At 43.7% G+C, this 561-nt stretch carries 1 protein-coding gene; it reads left to right on the plus strand.

Annotated elements, in window-relative coordinates:
• Window positions 1–282, plus strand: a 282-nt coding sequence (locus tag ACRD7P_RS21040) for a hypothetical protein (protein WP_430909780.1), incomplete at its 5' end; no start/stop codon positions are given.
• Window positions 283–561: the final 279 nt, after the last annotated feature.

Consider the following 561-nt stretch of genomic DNA (forward strand, 5'->3'; position numbering starts at 1 on the left):
CATTTGGAAACCCTTAAAGGGTACTTGATAGAAAATAACCGGACCACATTTACGAACGCCGAGATACGCAGACGGTTACGGGTAAAACAAACCACGCTCCTACGGTACAACAAGCAGTTGATCGGTGAGGGTTATATCAATAAGACCAAAGGCAAGAAAGGACAGGCGTACCATTACCAGATCATGGACTTGGGCGAGTATGCCGATCTGAAAAAGCAGATAAACAAAGCCTTGGAAGATTGTTTGGCAAGTATCAAGGCAAACCACATAACCACTACCTGACCACCACCAAAATGGATAGGTCAAACAAAAGATTGTCAGTTATTTAAGCCAACTTGACCACAATTTTAAAAAAATGCGACCGACCCATGAAAAGTCGGTGGCAAAGCCCGTGTTGAGCGGAGCCGAAACAACAAGCTGGAAAATGAAAAAAAGTGTACTTAAAAATATAAGTTATAAAACCCTCTTAGAGGGCTTTAAGGACTGGATGGACGTGTTGGGCTACAGCGGTTCCATGCAAAAGAACTATCCCCACCACCTTTGCGAGTTCTTCCATTGGCT

It is taken from the genome of Maribacter sp. 2-571, from assembly GCF_050589625.1.
In the GTDB taxonomy this organism is placed as follows: Bacteria; Bacteroidota; Bacteroidia; order Flavobacteriales; family Flavobacteriaceae; genus Pelagihabitans.